This window comes from Robiginitalea sp. (genome assembly GCF_982776155.1).
Genome location: NZ_CEXZKX010000007.1, coordinates 17180 through 33525, shown reverse-complemented (window position 1 = coordinate 33525; position 16346 = coordinate 17180). Strand labels below are relative to the sequence as shown.

General features: G+C 56.9%; 12 protein-coding genes. 5 read left to right on the top strand and 7 right to left on the bottom strand.

Going from position 1 to position 16346, the window contains the following annotated elements; genetic code table 11:
• The first annotated feature begins 52 nt into the window (after positions 1-52).
• The 3 genes from AC3DKS_RS12435 to AC3DKS_RS12425 all read left to right on the top strand — a co-directional run bounded on the left by AC3DKS_RS12435 (position 53) and on the right by AC3DKS_RS12425 (position 4525).
• A complete protein-coding gene (locus AC3DKS_RS12435; RefSeq protein ID WP_272608276.1) occupies positions 53-964 on the top strand; it encodes a FecR family protein in 912 nt (303 codons plus the stop codon).
• A complete protein-coding gene (locus AC3DKS_RS12430) occupies positions 945-3521 on the top strand; it encodes a TonB-dependent receptor (protein WP_474731849.1) in 2577 nt (858 codons plus the stop codon). The genes AC3DKS_RS12435 and AC3DKS_RS12430 overlap by 20 nt, the downstream gene beginning before the upstream one ends.
• Positions 3522-3757: 236 nt before the next feature.
• Complete coding sequence (locus AC3DKS_RS12425) at positions 3758-4525, top strand: DUF6090 family protein (RefSeq protein WP_474731848.1); 768 nt, start codon at positions 3758-3760, stop codon at positions 4523-4525.
• Between the two features lie 156 nt (positions 4526-4681).
• On the opposite strand, the gene argS is transcribed toward AC3DKS_RS12425, so the two are convergent.
• Entirely contained in the window at positions 4682-6466 is a 1785-nt protein-coding gene (gene argS, locus AC3DKS_RS12420) for an arginine--tRNA ligase (protein ID WP_015753987.1), read from the bottom strand.
• Between the two features lie 107 nt (positions 6467-6573).
• Here argS and AC3DKS_RS12415 point away from each other — a divergent pair, with 107 nt between their 5' ends.
• Together AC3DKS_RS12415 and AC3DKS_RS12410 are read left to right on the top strand one after the other, a co-directional pair.
• Positions 6574-7023, top strand: coding sequence for a hypothetical protein (locus tag AC3DKS_RS12415; RefSeq protein WP_015753986.1), 450 nt, complete (start codon positions 6574-6576; stop codon positions 7021-7023).
• Positions 7020-8447 carry an SDR family oxidoreductase gene (locus AC3DKS_RS12410; protein WP_474731845.1) on the top strand — a complete coding sequence of 476 codons (1428 nt, stop codon included), beginning with the start codon at positions 7020-7022 and terminating at the stop codon, positions 8445-8447. The genes AC3DKS_RS12415 and AC3DKS_RS12410 overlap by 4 nt, the downstream gene beginning before the upstream one ends.
• 11 nt (positions 8448-8458) lie before the next feature.
• On the opposite strand, the gene ctlX is transcribed toward AC3DKS_RS12410, so the two are convergent.
• The 6 genes from ctlX to carA form a co-directional block, all read right to left on the bottom strand.
• Positions 8459-9394 (bottom strand): citrulline utilization hydrolase CtlX, encoded by a 936-nt coding sequence (gene ctlX / locus AC3DKS_RS12405; RefSeq protein WP_474731843.1) that lies wholly within the window; start codon positions 9392-9394, stop codon positions 8459-8461.
• 152 nt (positions 9395-9546) lie between these two features.
• Positions 9547-10467 carry a dimethylarginine dimethylaminohydrolase family protein gene (locus AC3DKS_RS12400; RefSeq protein WP_474731841.1) on the bottom strand — a complete coding sequence of 307 codons (921 nt, stop codon included), beginning with the start codon at positions 10465-10467 and terminating at the stop codon, positions 9547-9549.
• A 68-nt stretch (positions 10468-10535) separates the two neighbouring features.
• Positions 10536-11819, bottom strand: coding sequence for a citrate synthase (locus AC3DKS_RS12395; RefSeq protein WP_015753982.1), 1284 nt, complete (start codon positions 11817-11819; stop codon positions 10536-10538).
• Positions 11820-11910: 91 nt separating this feature from the next.
• Positions 11911-13479 carry a glycogen synthase gene (locus tag AC3DKS_RS12390; protein WP_272608266.1) on the bottom strand — a complete coding sequence of 523 codons (1569 nt, stop codon included), beginning with the start codon at positions 13477-13479 and terminating at the stop codon, positions 11911-11913.
• A gap of 123 nt (positions 13480-13602) precedes the next feature.
• A complete protein-coding gene (gene eno / locus AC3DKS_RS12385) occupies positions 13603-14895 on the bottom strand; it encodes a phosphopyruvate hydratase (protein ID WP_272608264.1) in 1293 nt (430 codons plus the stop codon).
• 101 nt (positions 14896-14996) lie between these two features.
• The gene (carA, locus tag AC3DKS_RS12380; RefSeq protein ID WP_015753979.1) at positions 14997-16124 is read right to left on the bottom strand and encodes a glutamine-hydrolyzing carbamoyl-phosphate synthase small subunit; all 1128 of its coding nucleotides are present in this window, start codon (positions 16122-16124) and stop codon (positions 14997-14999) included.
• Positions 16125-16346: the final 222 nt, after the last annotated feature.

Genomic DNA, 16346 nt, shown 5'->3' with positions numbered 1-16346 from the left:
CAGGTAGGGTATCCTACTAAACAGTTGTTTAAGAGGTGTAAAGTATCTCATTGTGAAAGAGAATTATCTGGCAAAATGGTTGAACGGCGAGCTTACGGAAGCCGAAATGAAGGTCTTCAGGGATTCCCCTGAATTCGAGACCTACGAGCGCATTGCGTCTGTTTCGTCCCGCCTGGAAGGCCCCGCATTCGACACGGAAGCGGCCCTGGACCGCGTGCAGCAGGCACGGGCCGGCAACACCGGAAAAGTGCGCCGACTGCAGCCAGCCGTTCGCTGGCTGAGCATCGCTGCGGCCGTGATCCTGATGCTGACTGCCGGATACTTCTATATAAACTCCCTGGAGGCCACCGTGGAAGCCGAATTTGCCCAACGCCAGGAATTGCGCCTGCCGGATGCCTCGGAGGTGCTGCTCAATGCGGGCTCCGAACTCACCTACAGCAAGACAAAATGGGATGAAAAGCGGCAGGTCCGCCTCACTGGCGAGGCCTACTTTAAGGTTGCCAAAGGGGAAACCTTTACGGTGGAAACCCCTGCCGGTACCGTAGCTGTTCTGGGCACCCAGTTCAATGTCCTCCAGCGGGGCGATGTGTTTATCGTCAGCTGTTACGAGGGCCGCGTCCGGGTAACTCACAAAAGCAAGACCATTGAACTCCCGGCGGGAAGCGCCTACCGGGTAGTCGGTTCCACCGCCTTCAAATCCGAAACGGTTGAAGGAGACCGCCCCTCCTGGACCGGGGAGGAAACTGCCTTCCGGTCCATGCCCCTTTCCTTCGTGATCGACGAGTTCCGCCGCCAGTACAATATGGAAGTAGAGACCCGCGGCTTCGATCTTTCCCGGCGATATACCGGGACCATCAGCAACACAAATATGGATTTGGCGTTACAAAGTATAAGTGCCCCGCTACAACTTACCTATGAAGTAGCCGGTAACAAAGTACTTATATATGCCGAAGAAACTCCGTAAGGTCCGGTCGTTTTACCCGTTCCTCCTTCTCCTGGCCCTGTTCGCCTCCGCAATTGCCCGAGGGCAGACCGCCGGGGAACAGGATGTCATCGGCCTGCTCCGGCAGTTGGAAGCGCGTCACCAGGTGGCGTTTTCCTATGTGGACGAGGACCTGGGAAACCTTCGGGTGGGCCTGCCTGCCGACCTCCTGGCCAGCCTGCCCCTTGAGCCGGTGCTCGAAGAGCTCCGGCAGCAAATCCAGCTCCGGATCGAGAAACTCAACGAGCGGTACTATACGGTAGCCAAAAGCAACCTGGTAACTATCTGCGGCCAGGTCTACGATAATTTTGAGGACAATACGATTTCCGGGGCGTCCGTGGAAGTACTCGGAAGCAGTATTGCCACGGTTACCGGACCGGACGGGGCTTTCCGGCTGCAGGAAATCCCGAGGGGTGCCACCCTGAGGATCCGCCACCTCGGATTCCGGACGCGCTATATGCGGGCGGAAGAACTGGTACGGAGGGACCGCTGTACCCCGCTCCTCCTGGCGGTACGCTACCAGGAACTCCAGGAGGTGGTCGTCTACAAGTTTCTCACCAGCGGCCTCCGGCGCGGGGACAACGGCAGCATCCTGATGATGCCTTCGGAATTCGGGGTTTTGCCCGGCCTGACCGAACCGGACGTCCTGCAAACCATCCAGGCCCTGCCGGGTATCAAAAGTGTGGACGAGACCGTTTCCAATATCAATATCCGGGGAGGCACAAACGACCAGAACCTGCTGCTCTGGGACGGGATCAAGATGTACCAGTCCGGGCATTTCTTCGGGCTGATATCCGCCTTCAACCCCTACCTGACGCGGGAAGTGGAAATCATCAAGAACGGCAGTAGCGCCCGGTACGGGGACGGGCTCAGCGGCATTATCAGTATGCACACCCACGACGAGGTGGAACGAACCTATTTTGGCGGGGCCGGGCTGAACCTGCTGAGCGGGGATGCCTACGGCCATATCCCTATTTCGGACCGCCTGGCCATCCAGGTCTCGGGAAGGCGCTCCGTGACGGATTTCCTAAACACCCCCACCTATTCGAATTTCTCGGACCGCGCATTCCAGGATACGCAGGTCAGCGGCCCGGGCGGGCAAAATACGGAGCGATTTCAAAGCCGGGATGAAGACTTCTACTTTTACGATATAAGCGCGAAACTGCTCTACGACCTGAACGCTTACCACAAATTTCGGGTGAGCGCACTGAATATCGAAAATCAGCTTTCCTACCGGGAGGTCCTGGCCGCCGACAGCACTGAGAACCGCAGCCGGCTGGACCAGTCCAACCTGGCGGTGGGCGGAAGGCTGACCAGCGAATGGTCGGACCGTTTCTCCACGGCCGTCAGCGGGTATTTCACCCGCTACCTCCTGGACTCCTATTACGCCACCGAAGCGAGCCAGCAGCAGCTCTTCCAGGCCAATGAAGTGGAGGAGACCGCATTGAAGACCGAAATGGACTATGCCCTCAACCCGTATATAAACTGGCAGGCGGGCTACCAGTTCCTGGTCACCGGCATCACCAACAATTCCGAGGTGAACCAACCCCCGTTCCTGAGCCGAATCAAAGACGTGCTTTACACCCACGCCCTGTTTTCCGAATGGCGGTATACGGGGCCCGGGAAACGACTCGACGCGCGGGCCGGCCTGCGCCTGAATTACCTGAGCAACCCGGACGACTTTGACCGGTTCCGACTGGAGCCGCGGCTCAACCTGCAGTACAAGCTTCGCCCCCACCTGGTCCTCGGCGTCCTGGGGGAGATGAAGAACCAGACGAGCCTACAGAAGATTGACCTGGAACAAAATTTCCTGGGCATCGAAAAACGGCGGTGGATCCTGGCGGACGACCAGAACCTCCCGTTGGTAACCAGCCGGCAGATCTCCCTGGGGCTACACCACGACAGGGGCCACTGGATAGCCGGGATCGAGGGCTTCTACAAGGAAGTGGACGGCATCACCACGGACACCCAGGGGTTCCAGAACGAATACCAGTTCAACGGGGAGCTGGGACGGTATCGCGTACATGGGGTGGAGGCCCTGCTGAACTTCAAAAGCGCCGAATGGAGCAGCTGGGTCAGCTATGCCTGGAACCGGAACGACTATCGGTTTGAAGATCTGGACCCTGCAGAATTTCCCAATAACCTGGACATCCGCCACACGATAAGTTTCGGGACAAACTACACCTCGGGGAACCTCAAATTGGGTATCGGGGTAAATTACCGGACCGGCCGGCCCTATACAGAACCCGAACCGGAACCGAATTCCGTGGATACCTCGGTATTCCCGAACCGGGTGAATTTTTCCGAGCCGAACAGCAGCCGGCTTCCGGAATACTTCCGGGCCGATGCCTCGGCGATCTATGGATTTGAGCTCTCCGAAACCGTACGCGCTTCCGTAGGTGCATCCGTGCTGAACCTGACCGGGCGGCGGAACATCCTGAACACGTACTACCGGTTGAATGACCAGAACGAGGTGGAGCTGGTGGAGAACGTGTCCCTGGGCTTGACGCCCAACCTGAGCCTCCGGGTTCGCTTCTAGGGCTTGAGGAAGCCGCTCATGGTAGCACATGCGGAAAGGAAATTGCCGCGAGGAAAGAGAAGAAAACAGGGAGGAATCCCCCAAAAAGCTGACGCGTAATCCACCTATTTTCTGAGAATTGTCAAAAAGCTCCTGGAAACCAGGGGCTTTTTTCTGGTGCTTCGGGACGGATATTCCAAAAACTGCTACATTTAATCCGGTAATCCGGATAAATCCCGCCATAGAAATTCTCGTATATGCTCCGTATTCTGCGCAAAGCCCGGCTCCAGGTCCTCGAAAACCGGAATTTCACCCGATATGCCATCTACGCCGTGGGCGAAGTAATCCTGATTGTCATCGGTATCCTGATCGCCTTGTGGATCAGCGATTTGAGTGAGGAATATAAAAAGCGGGAGCGGGAACAATTTTACCTGGCCGGGCTCCAGGAGGAGTTTGAGCAAAGCCGGGCCAAACTGCAGGTCCTCATCAAGGTAAACCGGGACACCTACGTGAAGGCCCGCTCCATTGCCGAGGCCATCGCGCACCCCGATTCGGTTTTGAGCGATGCCGAGATGTCCCGGCTGCTCTTCCAGGCCTTCTCCGACGATTTTGCCTACAACCCCAACAATTCGCTCCTGCAGGAACTGCTCAGCGCGGGCCGGCTGGAAATCCTGTCCAATGCCGAACTGCGCAATAAACTGACTGGCTGGAATTCGCGGATTGAACGCATCCGCCAGCAGGAGACCTCGCTGAGGGAACAGCGCTACCGTGTACTGGATGTAGCCCGGAGCGGGACGGGCAGCATCCGCCGCATTTTTGAGGAGAACGGCCTGGCTGAAGGACTATTGGGCATGACGCCCAGCCCGGATCCGGGTACCAACCTGCCCCTGCTCGAATCGAGGCAATTCGAAAACAATGTGCTGATTTTTATCCTGACGGCCGTCTACACCGAGCAAATGCACTACCAGCCGCTGCTCGAGGAGATTCAGAAAATCCTGTCGGTGATAGATCAGGACCGGGAGTAACCCCCTGCGTACCAGCCCCGGGCTTACCCCCTTTCGCACCAGCACGGGGCTTACCCCCTTTCGAACCAGCACGGGGTATCGGCACGGACCCCCCCCGGGAAACACTGGGGGAAACGCTCTGGCAATAGTCTTTACGCCGGGTTGGGGTCCCCCGGCTTACATACGCTCCGGGACTTCGATGCCCAGCAACTTGCAGCCACGGGCTACCACCCGGCCCACCTCCCCGGTGAGCTGCACCCGGAAATTCCGGTGGACGGCATCTTCTTCGCCCAGGATGGAAACCTGCTGGTAGAGGGAGTTGAAGTTCTTGACCAGGTCGTACGTGTAGTTGGCGACCAGGGCGGGGCTGTATTGTTCGGCCGCCTGAAGAACCACTTCGGGGAATTCAAGCAAATCCTTCAATAGCTGTTTTTCCTTTTCGTGCAGGCTAAGCGACAACAGGTCCTTGTCCGGTACCGCATAGCCGTCGCCCGCCTTGCGCAAGATGGATCGGATCCGGGCATAGGTGTACTGGATAAACGGCCCGGTATTCCCCTGGAAGTCCACAGACTCCTCCGGGTTGAAAAGGATGCGCTTTTTGGGGTCCACGCGAAGGATGAAGTATTTGAGGGCCCCCAGCCCAATCTGGTGGTACAGGGCAGATTTCTCCTCGGCGGTGTACCCGTCCAGTTTTCCCATTTCCTCCCCGATGGATTCGGCCGTGGCAGCCATTTCCCGCATCAGGTCGTCGGCATCCACCACGGTGCCTTCCCGGCTCTTCATTTTGCCGCCGGGCAGGTCTACCATGCCATAGCTCAGGTGGTAGAGGTGTTCGGCCCAGGAAAAACCGAGCTTCTTGAGGATCAAGAACAGCACCTTGAAGTGGTAGTCCTGCTCGTTCCCCACGGTATAGACCATCCCGGTAATATCCGGGTAATCCCGGAAACGCTGAATGGCCGTACCGATATCCTGGGTCATATAAACAGCCGTCCCGTCGGCGCGCAGCACGATCTTTTCATCCAGGCCCTCGTCGGTCAGGTCTATCCAGACGCTGCCGTCCTCCTTCTTGTAAAACACGCCTTTTTCCAGGCCGTCCGCCACGACATCCTTGCCGAGCAGGTAGGTATCGCTTTCGTAGTAGAGCTTGTCGAAATCCACCCCCAGGTTCCGGTAGGTCGCTTCAAAACCGTCGTATACCCAGCCGTTCATCTTCCGCCAGAGGTCCACAACCTCCGGGTCGCCAGCCTCCCAGCGCCTCAGCAAATCCTGGGCTTCCAGCAGAATGGGCGCCGATTTGGCGGCTTCCTTTTCATCCATCCCCCCGGCGGTCAATTCGGCGATTTCCTCCTTATAGGCCTTGTCGAAGGCCACGTAGTAATTCCCTACAAGCTTGTCGCCCTTCAGGCCCGACTGGGCCGGGGTCTCCCCGTTTCCAAAGCGTTTCCAGGCCAGCATGCTCTTGCAGATATGGATTCCCCGGTCGTTGATGATCTGCGTCTTGTAGACCTTGTAACCGGCGGCCTTCAGGATTTCCGACACCGAATACCCCAGCAGGTTGTTGCGTATATGCCCCAGGTGCAGCGGTTTATTGGTATTGGGCGAAGAGTACTCCACCAGGATGGAGCCCCGCCGCGCCCCCGTGTGTAAACCGTAATCCGCATCCGCGCGCATCCGGGTAAAGAATTCCAGGTACCAGGCATCGTCGATTACCAGGTTCAGAAAGCCCTTGATAACGTTATACCCGCTGACCTCTTCCAGGTTTTCGGCCAGGTAAGCCCCGATGGCCTCTCCGATGGCTGCAGGGTTCCCCTTGACCTGCCGCAGCATGGGAAAAACCACCACAGTGATATCCCCTTCGAATTCCTTGCGGGTCGGTTGGAGTTCCACGGTTTCGAGTTCAACCCCGAATTCCCTGGAAACCGCCTCTCGTACGCCCCGGGTCAATACGCTTTCCAACGCCATATTACTTTGCTTTGAACGGGCAAAATTACACATTTCCGCCGGGTTTCCCCGCCCCGGCCGTTTTGGTTATCTTTAGGGGTAAAACAACGCTATGGAAATCTTTGCACATGCTGGTTAACGTCTCCTACACAAACCGGGAGCTCGACCGGCGAATTGAAAAACTCGTCGGAAAACCGTTTCCGTTGAAACAACGCTGGGCCATGAACGGCATCGGGTCGCCGAAACTGATTATCAGGGAAGCCAGCGTCGAGATTCGAAACCTGCTGCTCCTGGACAACAACCGGGATTCCTGCAATATCGAAATGCGCCCCGGCGGCATCATCCTGCGGTTCCGGTCCCTGCTCGAAACTTTTGGCCTGGTCATCCCCTATTACAAACTCACCCTTTACAAAGGCGATTTGGGGGTCTACACGGTCCATTCGGACCACCATTTTGTCCGGGTGGCTGCCGACACCAAAGCCGTCCAGAAATTTTTTGTGAAACTGCTCGGCTACAAGGCAGACCAGCATCCCCCCGCCCCGCCCGGGCATCCCGAACAACACAACCCCGAAACATGAGGATCCTGCTCACCGGCGCCAACGGGTACATCGGTATGCGGCTATTGCCCCAATTGCTGGATGCCGGACACCAGGTGGTCTGTGCCGTACGCGACCGGAACCGGCTCTCCGTGGACGAGGACATGCTGGACCGCATTGAAATCGTCGAAATTGACTTCCTGAAAGAACCCGAACCCGAACGCCTGAGCGAAAAGCTGGACGCCGCGTATTACCTGATCCATTCCATGAGCACCTCCACGGGCGATTTTGATAAAAAGGAGGCGCAGGCCGCCCGGAATTTTATCAGCTATATGGAGGTGGCCCGTCCCACACAAGTCATCTACCTGAGTGGCATCGTCAATAACGAGGAACTTTCCAAACACCTCAGCTCCCGAAAACAGGTAGAGGACATCCTGTATACCGGGCCGTTTCAGCTCACTGTTCTGCGGGCGGGCATCATCGTCGGTTCCGGCAGCGCATCCTTTGAAATCATCCGGGACCTCTGCGAGAAACTGCCGGTGATGATTACCCCAAAATGGGTGCTGACCAAGACCCAGCCCATCGCCATCCGGGACGTGATCCGTTTCCTCACCGGGGTTCTCGGACAAAACGAGACCTTTGACCAGTCCTTTGACATCGCCGGGCCGGATGTGCTCTCCTACAAGGAAATGCTCCACGGGTATGCCCGCGTGCGGGGATTCCGGAACTGGATCTTCACCGTGCCGGTGATGACCCCCAAACTTTCGTCATACTGGCTGTACTTTGTCACCTCCACCTCGTATAAACTCGCCGTAAACCTCGTGGACAGCATGAAGATGGAAGTGGTGGCCCGCGACAGGAAACTCCAGGACATCCTGGGCATCGAAACCATTACCTACCAGCAGGCCATCGACCTCGCATTCAAGAAAATCGAGCAGAACCTGGTGGTGAGCAGCTGGAAGGACAGCATGGTCAGCGGCCGCTTCAACCAACAGCTCGAAAAATACATCCAGGTCCCGAAATACGGGGTGCTGACCGACAATAAAAAAGTCCGGATCACCGACCGGGAGGCCGTCCTGGAAAATATCTGGAAAATTGGGGGCGAAACCGGGTGGTACTACATGAACTGGCTGTGGAAAATCCGCGGGCTGCTGGACAAACTGGGCGGGGGCGTAGGGCTCCGTCGGGGCCGGACCCAACCGGACAAAATCTACACGGGCGATTCCCTGGATTTCTGGCGGGTCCTGCTGGCCGACCGCGAAAAGGGGCGCCTCCTGCTATTCGCCGAGATGAAACTCCCGGGCGAGGCCTGGCTGGAGTTTCGAATCGATTCGGACAACTACCTGCATCAGAATGCCACCTTCCGGCCGCGGGGCCTGAAAGGGAGGCTCTATTGGTACAGCGTCCTGCCGTTCCACTATTTCATTTTCGGGGGGATGATCCGGAATATCGCCAAGACCGCCTGAGACCGCTGGAATTACGCTTCTTCCCTGGGAAGGAATATCTCGGCAATCATACAACGCGCACTACCGCCCCCACAGGTCTCGATGGTATCCAGCGGGCTGGAAACGATGCGGGAGGTCATTTCGATGGCCCGGATTTGCGCAGGCGTGAGGGACTGACGCGCCCTCTCGCTCATCACCAGGAGCCGCTCCCCTTTGCCGTTCCGGAGTTGCAGCATATTCCCTGCAAAGGCGTGGACCTGCGCCTCGGTGATCTCAATGATCTCCTTCCCGTCCTGCCGCAATTGGTCGGCTACAAATTTTCGTTCTTTCCGATTGTCAATGGCCTCCAGGCAAATAACGGCAAATGCTTCCGCCACACACATCATCACATTGGTGTGGTAGATGGGCTTTCGCTGCCCGTCCACGGATTGATAGGCCGTGAAAACCACGGGCAGCAATTCAAAATCCTCGCAGAATTCTATCAGCAACCCTTCGTCGGCCCGCTCGGATAGGGCGCAGTATGCCTTCATATTTTCCCGGTCAAGGACTACGCTCCCTGTGGCTTCCAGGAACACCCCGTCCGCTTCTGCGGCCGTGTAATCCACCACTTCCGTAATCCGGAAGCCCGCCTCTTCCAGCCGGTCCAGCAAGTCTTCCCGCCGCTCGCGCCGGCGGTTCACTGCAAACATCGGATAGATAACCACCATACCGCCCCGGTGGAAGGAAATCCAATTGTTGGGGAAGATGGAGTCCGGGGTATCCGTTTCCAACCGGTCCTCCACGACCATGACGGAGACGCCTTCAGCTTCCAAAACCCGGACAAGCCCATCGAATTCAGCCTGGGCGCGGCGGTTGATTTCCGCATCGCTCAGGCTCAGGTCTTCCTGGAAATAATTATTGACTGCCGTCTGCTCGTTCATGCGGAACTGCACCGGGCGAATCATCAATATGGAATCGGTAATCTGCATATGGAGAACGTGATTTTTTTTGAATTCGAAATTGGGGACCTGAGGGATTGCCGCGTGGAATCCGGAATCAAAATTAGCTATTTCCGGTACCAAAATCGCGGAGAGGCACCCACTTTATTTTACCGGATTCATCCCGCCGGATGCCCGGGGCTTTACCCCGGCTCCCGGGCCAGCGGCAACGTACTGCAGCGCAGGAGCCCGCCTTGTTTCCCCACCTCGTTGTAGGGGATGGTTTCTACCTGCAGGCCGCGAGATTCCAGCCAGGCGTTCAGGCGGGTAAAGCTCTGTTCGCTTACCACTACTTCGGGGGATATGGAAAACACATTGCTGAACATCCGGTACATTTCTTCGGTGGTGATCTCAAATACATTCTCCGGACCAAAATAACTGCGCAACCATTCGTAGTCCCTGGCGTGGATAAAGCTCTCCCGGTGCAGGATTACCAGGTTATGGCCCACGGGCTGGAAACAGCAGTCCAGGTGCAGCGCATTCAACCGGGGGTCTGTGTTGTGCTTGCGAAGTTCAAACGACTTAACCTCCCGGTTCGGAAATGCCTCCCGGAGGTATTCCACCGCTTCCCGGTTGGTACGGGCTGTGATGTAGCCGGGGTAATCCCGGGCTGTATAGGTACCCACAAAGAGGAATTCCTTCCAGGGCATCACGTCCCCGCCTTCCACATGCACCTCCTCGGGCGGGACCAACAACTGGCTGGGGCCGAGTTTGTCGAGTACGTGGACAATGGCTTCGAATTCCCGTTCCCGCTCGGGCAGGATATTCGCTTCCACCATTTTGTCATCCACCACAAAGGCGATGTCCCGGGAAAATATCTGGTTGCATCCCGGGATATTTTCCGGGCGGAAAACCCGGGCCCCATGCTTTTTGAGCACCGCCTCAAATCCGTCCATTTCCCGGACCATATCCGCCTCTTCCGGATAGGTCCCCGCCAGGATGTGCTGCAGGGATTTCGGGTCATAGGCTTCCGCAGGGTCGGGCACCGGGCCGCTATCTGCGGCAGTCCCGAGCACTACAGCCCGGAGCCGGGCCGTTTCGTCCGCAATATTCAGGTTGAGCATAGTTGAACTGCTGATGGATACAACGAGGGGCCGCTTTATGTGGCCCCCCGGTTCGAATATTATTGTGTTTAGCGTTTATCGAGCGCCTTGAACGGCCGCTGGTTCTCCCCGATATACACCTGGCGGGGGCGTCCGATCGGCTCGCCCTTCAGGCGCATTTCCCGCCATTGGGCAATCCAGCCGGGGAGGCGTCCGAGTGCAAACATCACGGTGAACATCTCCACGGGGATTCCTAAAGCCCGGTAGATGATCCCCGAGTAAAAGTCTACATTCGGGTAGAGCTTCCGCTTTACGAAGTAATCGTCCTCCAGGGCTTCTTTCTCCAGGCCTTTGGCGATATCCAGGATCGGGTCTTCGATCCCCAGGTCGCTGAGTACCTCATCGGCCGCTTTCTTGATGATCCGGGCCCGCGGGTCGAAATTCTTGTATACCCGGTGGCCGAAGCCCATCAGGCGGAACGGGTCCTTCTTGTCCTTGGCCTTGGCCATGTAGCGTTTGGTATCCCCTCCGTCGGCTTCGATTGCCTGAAGCATCTCCAGGACCGCCTGGTTGGCACCTCCGTGCAACGGACCCCAGAGGGCGGAAATCCCGGCAGATATGGACGCAAACAGCCCGGCGTGGGATGACCCCACAATCCGCACCGTGGAAGTCGAGCAATTTTGTTCGTGGTCCGCATGGAGGATCAACAGCTTGTCCAGGGCTTCGATGACCACCTCATTCCTTTTGTATTCCTGGTTGGGCCGCTTGAACATCATCTTGTGGATGTTCTCCACGTACCCCAGGGAATCGTCCCCGTAATCCAGGGGAAGTCCCATTTTTTTCCGGTGCGTCCAGGCCACCAGTACCGGAAACTTTGCCAACAGGCGGACAATGGCATGGTACATATCCTCCTTGGACGAAACGTTGACAGACGACGGGTTAAAAGCGATCAGGGCGCTGGTCAGGGAGGAAATTACCCCCATCGGGTGGGCGGACTTCGGAAACCCGTCGAGGATTTTCTTCATCTCCTCGTCCACGTGGGATTCCGCCTTGATGTCCTTGTGGAACTTTTCCAGCTCCTCCTTGTTGGGAAGTTCCCCGAAAATTAGCAGATAGGCAACCTCCAGGAAATCGGCTTTCTCGGCGAGCTCTTCAATGGAATACCCCCGGTAGCGCAACACGCCTTTTTCCCCGTCCAGGAAGGTGATGGCGCTTTCGCAGGATCCGGTATTCTTGAATCCCGGATCCAGGGTGATGATCCCCGTGGCCGCCCGAAGGGTTTTTATATCGATGGCTACTTCATTTTCCGTGCCTTCCACCACCGGAAATTCATACGATTTCCCATGGATTGAAATACTCGCTTTGTCTGACATTTGTTCGGTTTAAAATTTATGTATGCAGGTCCTGTAAAACTACGAAAAAGCCCTCTTTTTAACAATCCGGAAGCGCCGTTTTATGCTATTCTTAACGGGTCTTTCGGGGCCTTTTTCGAGGCGCCCGGATTTGGTAAAGACTCCGGTAGTAGGCGTCCACGGATTCCGCCCAGGTAAAGCGGACCCCCCGGGCGTTCTCCCGGATGGCTTCCCAGGCTGCCGGGTCCTGCTGGCAGAGGTCAAGGACCTCGTTGAAAACCGCCTCCAGGTTGGACACTTTTTCGGCAATAGACTCCCCGTCAAAGAGGAAACCTGTCTCCTGGTGCCGGATCGTATCACGCAGGCCTCCCGTGGCATGGGCCAGCACGGGGTTGCCGTTCCGCATGGACAGCATCTGGCTGATCCCGCAAGGTTCAAAAAGACTGGGCATCAGGTAGAGGTCGGATTCCAGGTAAATCGAATCGATCAGGTCCTCGGACTGCCCATTGGTAAAAATAAAGTTCGGGTGTCGATAGCTCATTTCCCGAAAGAGTTCCTCGTAAACGGGGTCGCCGGTGCCCAGCAGCACAAAAACCCCGTTGTCGGCCGCCAATCGGCCCAACAGGTTTTCAAGACACTCCGGGTGCCGTTTAAAAAAATAGAATTTTTGCTCTGTAAGCCTGGCGACGCTCGAACAAATAAACGCCGGGGGGGCATCCATCCATCGCACCACCTTCTCACCCGTATGGGCCAGGAAGTCCGCCTTGTATTTCTTGGACTCCTCCTGGAGCCAGCCAAAGAGCGCCCGGATGGTATTCGGGAACAACCGCCCGCGCTCCGCCGTGCGGATACTATCGTAATTGCAGCCGTTCAGGATCCCGAAAAGCCGCTGCTCCTTCCTGGCGGTGACCAGGTCGGCTTCTAGGCCTTCACCCCCGATAAACTCAGGCGGGGAACTCGGCTTCTGGATGTCTTCCATATAGGATGGCGAAACCGTGTGGACGGCATCTGCCAGGCGGATGCCGATGGCCATCAGATTGATACAGTCGGGGTAGCGGGCATCGCTCAGCTGTTCTTCCCCGTACGGGACCCCGGGAAACCAGGCTTCCAGGGAGGACGGGTTTCCCGAAAAGGGTCGAATCCCCTGTATGGCGAGGTTGTGGATGGTGTAGACAAAGCGGATATCCGCCAGCTCCCGGAATTCCGGGTGGTACTCCCTGAGGTATAACAGCAGGCTTGCATGCCAGTCGTGCAGGTGGACCACATCCAGTTGGCCAAATGCCCCTTCCCGGATGGCCCCTGCCACCCCGGTGCAAAAAATCGCAAACTTGATGAAGTCCGTATAAAAAGGTTCCTCCGGGTCGTTGTGATAGAGGTGGGCAATATCCCCGGAGGTTATTTCCGGGTGGTGCAGGGCGTAATGCGCAATACCCGGCAGTTCTTTTTTTCCCGGCACTCGGTAAAGCGAAAGGTCGTAGCGGCGTCCACCGAGGGGGACCTGGAATTCACGCAAGAGAACCCCGTCCCGATGCAGCCGGCCGTAGGCGGGCACCACAACGTGTACCTCATCGCCCCGGACAGCCAGTTGCCGCGGCACATCCCGGACCACATCGCCCATCCCACCGGCTTTGCAGGCGGGTATCCCGTCATTCTCGGCTGCGACAAATAAAAATCGGTTCATCCTTTTGTTACTCCTGCTTTCCGCAACCGGCGCTTCTGCCATCCGCAACCGGCGCTCCTTATTCATCAAAAAAGGGCCGCGATATCTGTACCGGGCCCTTGACTTATCTGTATTTCAACCGGGTCAGGACCTTACCTTAAAGGCATCCGACCCCGGGTAATAGGCCACACTCCCGAGTTCCTCCTCGATGCGGAGGAGCTGGTTGTACTTGGCCATCCGGTCGCTCCGGGAAGCCGAACCGGTTTTGATCTGCCCGGTATTCAGGGCCACGGCCAGGTCGGCAATCGTGTTGTCTTCGGTTTCCCCGCTGCGGTGGGACATCACCGAGGTATACCCGGCGTTCTTGGCCATGTTCACCGCATCGATGGTTTCGCTCAGGGTACCGATTTGGTTTACCTTGATGAGGATCGAATTGGCAATCCCCTCGTCGATCCCGCGGGAGAGGCGCTCCACATTGGTGACGAACAAATCGTCCCCGACGAGCTGAACGGTATCGCCGACTTTATCGGTGAGCATTTTCCAGCCTTCCCAGTCGTTCTCGTCCATCCCGTCCTCAATCGAGATAATCGGGTATTTGGCACACAGGTCCGCCAGGTACTGGGCCTGTTCGGCGGAAGTGCGCACGGCCCCGCTGTCCCCTTCGAATTTCGTGTAGTCGTATTTGCCGTCGACAAAAAATTCAGCCGCGGCACAATCCAGGGCGATCATTACCTCGTCCCCCATTTTATACCCGGCCTGTTCCACAGCCTTCGCGATGGTATCCAGGGCGTCCTCCGTTCCGTCCAGGGTCGGGGCAAATCCGCCCTCATCCCCCACAGCGGTGCTCAGGTTGCGATCGTGGAGGACCTTCTTCAGGTTGTGGAAGATTTCAGTCCCCATTTGCATGGCATGGGTAAAGTTTTTGGCCTTGACCGGCATGACCATGAATTCCTGGAAGGCGATCGGTGCATCCGAGTGAGACCCCCCGTTGATGATGTTCATCATGGGAACCGGCAGCGTATTGGCGCTTACCCCGCCCACATAGCGGTACAGGGACTGGCCCATTTCATTGGCGGCTGCCTTGGCCACGGCCAGGGAAACCCCCAGGATCGCGTTGGCGCCCAGCCTTCCCTTATTCGGGGTGCCGTCCAGTTCAATCATCGCCTGGTCGATCTTGTTTTGCTCATACACCAGCATGCCGCGGACTTTTTCGGCGATTTCCGTGTTTACGTTCTTTACGGCCTGGCTCACGCCCTTGCCCATATATGTCTTTCCCCCGTCGCGCAATTCCACGGCCTCGTGTTCGCCTGTGGATGCCCCGGAAGGGACGGCCGCCCTGCCCAGGACGCCGTTTTCGGTCACTACGTCCACCTCCACGGTGGGGTTGCCCCGCGAATCGAGGATTTGTCGTGCGTGAACGTCGATAATGATACTCATAAGGTTGTCGATTTATTCGGTTGATTCCGGTTGCAAAGATACGAAACGCAGCGGTGACCCGGCCCGGGTACCCGGGCTATTGATGCCGGCGTAACAATATCTTAAACAGCCGTTGTTTTTGTTGTGGTTTTCCGGATGGTTTCGAAGAACTGGTCAAAGAGGTATTCCGCATCGTGCGGGCCCGGACTCGCCTCCGGGTGGTACTGTACGGAGAATACGTTCTTGTCCTTCATCCTTATTCCTGCCACCGTGTCGTCATTCAGGTGGAGATGGGTGATCTCCAGGTCCGGGTGCGACTCGGTCTCCTGGCGGTTTACGGCAAATCCGTGATTCTGGGAGGTGATCTCCCCCTTGCCGGTCTGCAGGTTGATTACCGGGTGGTTGATCCCCCGGTGCCCGTGGTGCATCTTGTAAGTGCTTACCCCATTGGCCAGGGCAATCACCTGGTGCCCCAGGCATATACCGAAGAGCGGTTTGTCCGCGGCGATGATCTTTTTGGCCAGTTCCACAGCCGCCTTCAATGGCTGGGGGTCCCCGGGGCCGTTGGAAATAAAATACCCGTCCGGGCTCCAGGCTTCCATGGTTTCATAAGTGGTATCGTGCGGAAATACCTGGATGTAAGCCCCGCGTTTGGCGAGGTTGCGCAGGATGTTCTTTTTGATGCCGATATCCAGGGCGGCTATCCGGATCTCCGCATCCGCTTCACCGACAAAATAGGGTTCCCGGGTAGAAACCGAAGAGGCCAGTTCCAGGCCTTCCATGCTGGGCACTTTTGCGAGCTCCTCCCTGAGGGCGTCCAGCTCATCCACGCGGGTGGAAATCACGGCATTCATAGCGCCGTTGTCCCGGATATAGCTCACCAGGGCGCGGGTATCCACGTCCGAGATGGAAAACAGGCCATTCTTGTCCAGAAATTCCTGCAAACTGTAATCTGCATCCGGCCGGCTGTAACTATAGGAGAAATTCTTGCAAATCAACCCGGCAATCTTTACCCCGTCGGATTCCACTTCCTCCTCCCGGGCACCGTAGTTCCCGATATGCGCATTGGTAGTCACCATAAGCTGCCCGAAGTAGGACGGATCGGTGAAAATTTCCTGATACCCCGTGGTTCCCGTGTTAAAACACACTTCGCCAAAGGCGGTTCCCTCTTTGTCGCCTACCGCCTTTCCGTAAAATACGGTGCCGTCGGCTAGCAAAATCAGTGCTTTTCGCTTGGACTGATACTTCATAGATACTTCCGTGAATTATAGGTGTTAGACAAAATAACATAAAAAAAGGGACAGCCTGTGAAGACTATCCCTTTTTGGTTTAAAACTTTTAAAAAGTACCGCTTATTCCTTGGAATCATCGGCTTTTTTTTGGTCTTCCGCTTCCTTCTCCGGAGCCTCAGCCGGCTCATCGGCGGCTTTGGCTTCCTGAGCCTCGGCGGCCTTCTCCTCCTTGGCCTCGGC

Excerpts from the sequence above, each read along its gene's own strand:
- AC3DKS_RS12395 (WP_015753982.1), bottom strand. The coding sequence starts at position 11,819 with ATGTCAGACAAAGCGAGTATTTCAATCCATGGGAAATCGTATGAATTT.
- AC3DKS_RS12415 (WP_015753986.1), top strand. The coding sequence starts at position 6,574 with ATGCTGGTTAACGTCTCCTACACAAACCGGGAGCTCGACCGGCGAATT.
- AC3DKS_RS12425 (WP_474731848.1), top strand. The coding sequence starts at position 3,758 with ATGCTCCGTATTCTGCGCAAAGCCCGGCTCCAGGTCCTCGAAAACCGG.
- ctlX (WP_474731843.1), bottom strand. The coding sequence starts at position 9,394 with ATGCAGATTACCGATTCCATATTGATGATTCGCCCGGTGCAGTTCCGC.
- AC3DKS_RS12390 (WP_272608266.1), bottom strand. The coding sequence starts at position 13,479 with ATGAACCGATTTTTATTTGTCGCAGCCGAGAATGACGGGATACCCGCC.
- eno (WP_272608264.1), bottom strand. The coding sequence starts at position 14,895 with ATGAGTATCATTATCGACGTTCACGCACGACAAATCCTCGATTCGCGG.
- AC3DKS_RS12430 (WP_474731849.1), top strand. The coding sequence starts at position 945 with ATGCCGAAGAAACTCCGTAAGGTCCGGTCGTTTTACCCGTTCCTCCTT.
- AC3DKS_RS12410 (WP_474731845.1), top strand. The coding sequence starts at position 7,020 with ATGAGGATCCTGCTCACCGGCGCCAACGGGTACATCGGTATGCGGCTA.
- carA (WP_015753979.1), bottom strand. The coding sequence starts at position 16,124 with ATGAAGTATCAGTCCAAGCGAAAAGCACTGATTTTGCTAGCCGACGGC.
- AC3DKS_RS12400 (WP_474731841.1), bottom strand. The coding sequence starts at position 10,467 with ATGCTCAACCTGAATATTGCGGACGAAACGGCCCGGCTCCGGGCTGTA.
- argS (WP_015753987.1), bottom strand. The coding sequence starts at position 6,466 with ATGGCGTTGGAAAGCGTATTGACCCGGGGCGTACGAGAGGCGGTTTCC.